The sequence below is a fragment of the Peribacillus sp. NPDC096448 genome (assembly GCF_044762675.1).
In the GTDB taxonomy this organism is placed as follows: domain Bacteria; phylum Bacillota; class Bacilli; order Bacillales; family DSM-1321; genus Peribacillus; species Peribacillus frigoritolerans_B.
Map to the genome: position 1 here is coordinate 1 of NZ_JBIWEU010000050.1, position 4,786 is coordinate 4,786.

4 protein-coding genes are annotated in these 4,786 nt (G+C 32.9%); 1 reads left to right on the forward strand and 3 read right to left on the reverse strand.

Annotated features, from left to right (window positions below):
• Positions 1-511: 511 nt before the first annotated feature.
• On the reverse strand, positions 512-880 hold the full coding sequence (locus tag ACIQ0C_RS27040) for a VOC family protein (RefSeq protein WP_048687544.1): 369 nt from the start codon (positions 878-880) through the stop codon (positions 512-514).
• Between the two features lie 459 nt (positions 881-1,339).
• On the opposite strand from ACIQ0C_RS27040, the gene ACIQ0C_RS27045 reads away from it, so the two are divergent.
• Complete coding sequence (locus ACIQ0C_RS27045) at positions 1,340-2,080, forward strand: alpha/beta fold hydrolase (RefSeq protein WP_403065945.1); 741 nt, start codon at positions 1,340-1,342, stop codon at positions 2,078-2,080.
• 430 nt (positions 2,081-2,510) lie between these two features.
• Here the strand turns inward: ACIQ0C_RS27045 and ACIQ0C_RS27050 are convergent, their stop codons facing one another.
• Together ACIQ0C_RS27050 and ACIQ0C_RS27055 are read right to left on the reverse strand one after the other, a co-directional pair.
• Entirely contained in the window at positions 2,511-2,996 is a 486-nt protein-coding gene (locus ACIQ0C_RS27050; protein ID WP_403065948.1) for a GNAT family N-acetyltransferase, read from the reverse strand.
• Positions 2,997-4,024: 1,028 nt separating this feature from the next.
• Positions 4,025-4,510, reverse strand: a complete 486-nt coding sequence (locus ACIQ0C_RS27055) for a DUF4825 domain-containing protein (protein WP_403065951.1) — start codon at positions 4,508-4,510, stop codon at positions 4,025-4,027.
• Between the last annotated feature and the right edge of the window lie 276 nt (positions 4,511-4,786).

Below are 4,786 nucleotides of genomic sequence, written 5' to 3' on the forward strand. Positions count from 1 at the left end.
AACTCAATCAGATCACTCATAAGGCTCAGCCTTTTTTAAAAAGCGTTTTTACTGAGTCTATTTTGTTGTGGTTTTTTCCGGATTTTGAGCTTTTTTAATTTTCATGGGAGTTCTATAAGGCTTATTGTAGAGTTAACACAAACTATGTATTAGTGATCGGCTTTTTTCTTATCAAAATCTCCCCATAACCAACTAAAAAGGGAATGAAATGCTACGAAACAGAATGCGTATGCTAAATTCTCTAACCAATTTATCGTTTGCTCCCTGAAGTATTGCAGACCAGAGCTTGCAATATACATGAGTATGAAACCCACTATATAACTAATGAAAAATCTTTTCTTTGTTATTGCCATAAATACAAACTACTCCTATTCTTTGGCAGGCAATCCAACTAACCTGCCCCGGTAGTTCCATAAAGAAAAAGCTGCCTTAAAGACAGCTTCGATCTTCAGCTAACGCACCTGTCAGTTCTATAAGGCCTTGTATTGTACTCTATGTTTCAAAAAAGAACTTATAAGTTCAAATTTTGAATCATTTCTACCCTATTACCAAATGGGTCTCTAAATTCAAATCGTTCAAAATTTGGAATTGGAACACCATCAAGTATTTGTATGTTCTCTTTTGTTAATCTATTTTTCCAATATGAGATGTCTTCTACTTCGTAAGCAATATGTGCTTTAGTTTTCAATCTATCAAAATCATCTTCTGTTCCTATATGTACATCTTTATCACCAACTTTTAACCAAAATCCTCCTCGTCCTTTAAGGGATTCGGGTTTTTCGATTTCTTGTAAACCTAAAATACCACAATAGAAATTTTTAGCCTTTTCTTCAGTCTCCTTTGGAATAGTTATCTGAACGTGATGTAATCCTTTAATCATTTTATCACCCCTGTGAATTCGAAATTTTCCTAAAATTTACCTTTAACTAAAGGATACTAAACCTCCAACGTAATTAAAATTTTATATTATTTATAAAAATACATAAGAATCTCTTATGGTTAATGTTTTATATTTATAGTTACATCTGTAACTAACCTGCCCTGTTAGTGCCATAAGAAAAAGGCTGCTTCAGCAACCTTCCTTATTGAAGTAAAGCACCCGTTAGATTAAGTACAATATTTCACAAAAAGAGCCTGTTGTTCACAAAAAATATTATCCAACCATCAACTAACCAAATGAATTGGATAGACCAGTACTTATTTCCACTTTACGAGCAACATCTGGTACATAATCTAAATCACATAATGAATCAGGCTTTTCTAAAATAAAAATATAGCTCATATTGCATTGTTATTTTATACTAAAAAAAACTACATGGATAAATTTGGAGGTTTTTATATGAATGAAGTTACTAAAACAGGAAAGATGCAAGATATTGGTGGCATTAAACTTTATTACGAATTTTTTCAAAGACCAAATGAAAACATTACAGTGGTTTTTGAATCTGGGTACGGATTCCCTTCTGATTATTGGAACCCTATTAAAGACGAGATTTCAAAATTCGGACAATTTCTTACCTACGATAGACTAGGTTTAGGAGAAAGTGAAAAAGATGATAGACCAAAAGACAGTAAACAGTCTGTTAAAAATCTGCGTGCCCTATTACAAAATGCAAATATTAAACCACCATATATGTTTGTAGGGCATTCAATAGGAGGAGCTAACGTAAGATTATATGCTAGTGCATATCCAGAAGAAGTAGCAGCAGTTATTCTTTTAGATTCTTGTCATGAAGATCAAAACAAAATTATGCCACCATTATTCAGTGAAGAAATGAGATCTATTTACTTTAATCAATTTTCAGTAGAAGGTTCTTTAGATGAAATTCAAGATAGTTTAGAGCAAATAAGTAAATGCCACTCATTAGGAGACATTCCCCTAACAGTTGTCAGCGCTGGTTTACAGTCTTATCACACAACTGAATCCTTCGCTGCTTGGAATCTATTTCAAAGAGACCTGACACGTTTATCAACGAATAGTAAACACATTGTCGTGGAAGATGCTGGACACCTCCTTCATGTTGATCAACCTCAGGTTATTGTTAATATTATTAAAGATACATTGAAAGAAATTAAGTAAGTTTAGTTTAAAACAGCCTTAGAACTAGATCACTCTAAACAGAAAAAACTACTGAGCACATGCCAGTATTGAACTGTTTAAGTCCTTATCATTTTCTTCGCTATTTATTTGAAACGCTACCAAATATGGATGTAACGAATAAAGAAGAAATAGACAAAGTCTTCCTTGATTAATGGATTTACCTTCCATGTAAAAGGTATCGATAAAAAAGGAAGCAAACAAAAGTAGTTCCCCAAAACACACTTTTTATCGTGTATTTGGGGCTACTTGACGTTTTTACCATACAACTAAAGATGCCATTTTATCCCCCTGTACTTTTTATCTATATATCATATTTTACCATTGCTTATACAACTATCCTGCCCCGTTAGTGCCATAAGAAAAAGGCTGCCGCAGCAACCCCTGTTAATGAACTAAAGCACCCGTTAGTTTAAGAAGATGTAGATAATAATTTATGCATTCTAAATCTCGGAACAGTATCTTCATCTTCTATTTTTAATACATCAAATCCATTTTTTTGATAAAAATTTATTGCCCTTTTGTTTGTGTGGGATACCCTTAATTGGTATGCATTAACACCATATTCTCGAAAGAAACGTTCTGCAAATTCAATTAGTTTAACCCCGTATCCTTTTCCACGATATTCTGAGATTAAGTAAAATAGATTAACATATCCAATCTCTTTATTCTCAAATTGTTTAATCTGCAACTCAACTTGCCCTACTTGTTTACCATCTATTTCAACAATAACAAGCCCACCAGGAAATTTTATAAGCCTTTCGGTAATCTTCTTTAAATAACTGTCATTTTCTCCGAATAAACTCTCATCACCAAAACTAATACTGTACGAATCTCTTCTAAACTTAATAATGGTTTCAGTGTCTCTTGATAGGTCAATGTTACGAAATGAAAACAAGCTAATTCCCCCATTCCTTATGCACGATATGCTTGATTTTAAAATACTTTATTTTTAGTTTAATTCGAAAATGGAAGTTTTTCCTTCTTGAACTATCCTGCCCTGATAGTTCCATTAGAAAAAGGCTGCCGCAGCAACCCCTATTAATGAACTAACGCACCCGTTAGCCATCCATGAAGCGCAAAATTCAGCGCTTCACCACAGAGAATGAAAATTGGTCTCTATGTCGATAATGTTTTAATGGCTGGCGAAGAAGGTCGTTGAACTATGGTGCCTTTGAGCCCATCCGTTAGTCTGACTCCGGCGACCACGGTGTACCACCGACTGTCGCGCCCTTTATGGGTAGCACTCATGGGAGATTAATCCTTTTTTGGTCGTCGCGCTAGCCTCTACTTAATATGCTGTGAATGGAGGTTTTTGTTTAACGATTGACCAAACTCAATCAGATTACTCATAAGGCTCAGCCTTTTTTTTAAAAGCGTTTTTACTGGGTCTATTTTGTTGTGGTTTTTTCTGGATTTTGAGCTTTTTTAATTTTCATGGGAGTTCTATAAGGGTAGCGTCAGGAAAATACGGATTTACAACGTTAAGTAAATTTCGATATTTAAAAGCCCAATTTCTCAGCATTAAAATTGAGTGGGCTTTTTTCGTTACTCCATTTAAGCGCCTTTTATTGAATAAGAAATAAGCAAACTTGATATTGGCAAGTACCAGTGACACAAAGAATGCTTATAATAAAATTCTTTTTCATTTACACTCAAAAGAATATTCATTTGTAAGATTATTATGTATTTCTAATATGACTTCTCCACCGTTTTCATAGCATTGAGAACTTAATGTACTTATTCTTTGGTATTAAAATAACTAGTTGCAATAGTTAAAAAAGAGGCTACTAGTAAAAGTGTAACTAAAATCGATATAATACCTATAAAATGCTTATTTTTAAATATATTCAGTCTTAAACTCTCCCTTTTTAATAATTTACCATACAGCTTGTTAAGCTAAAGCGCCCTTGAGGAAGAAGGAATCTATTTTTCAAAAAACTGATTTACTTTACTTTCATCTTCTAAATATTTTTGTGTGAGTTTTGTTAGGTCTTCTTCACTCGAATATTCACTTAATTCCTTTCCGTACCAACTTTCTAAGTCTTCTTTTTTTATTTTGTACTCTTGGTCATCAAAATTAAATGTAACCCACTCAGCATTTTTGACTAACGTAAATATAAAAGTAGCATTGTATATTGCCGTTTCTTTGTAGTTGTTTTCTATTTCTACTGCATCTATTTCTTTATAATTTAAAATTATTCCATAGGGCTCTTCTATGGTTTTAAGTTCAAACCCATTTAAATATTCACCATTTGGTAATTGCATTGCAATATTCCCTACTGCACCGTTATCACCTACATATGAATCTTTATATTGAAATATATCCTCATTTTCTTCATTTAAATTACATCCGTTTAAGAAAAGCAATATCAAAAATGAAAAGAAGAAAAAATTGGTTATTTTCTTCACTACTTATCCTCCTCAAATTCAATTTCTAACATTCTAAATTTATCATAAAAAGATAATTTTTATATTATCTTTTTCAGTTCCATTAATATCACAAACATAACTTCGACTTCCTCCATAAGGGTTACTGTTAATCTTCCACAATCTGGCCCAATTGTTGAATAAAGATCAAACAGCACTCTTCAACTATCCTGCCCCGTTCGTATTATAAGGTCAGCCAGATATTTCTGGTTGAACAATTTTTATATCGATATATGATAACGGTAGCTGGGGCAGAAC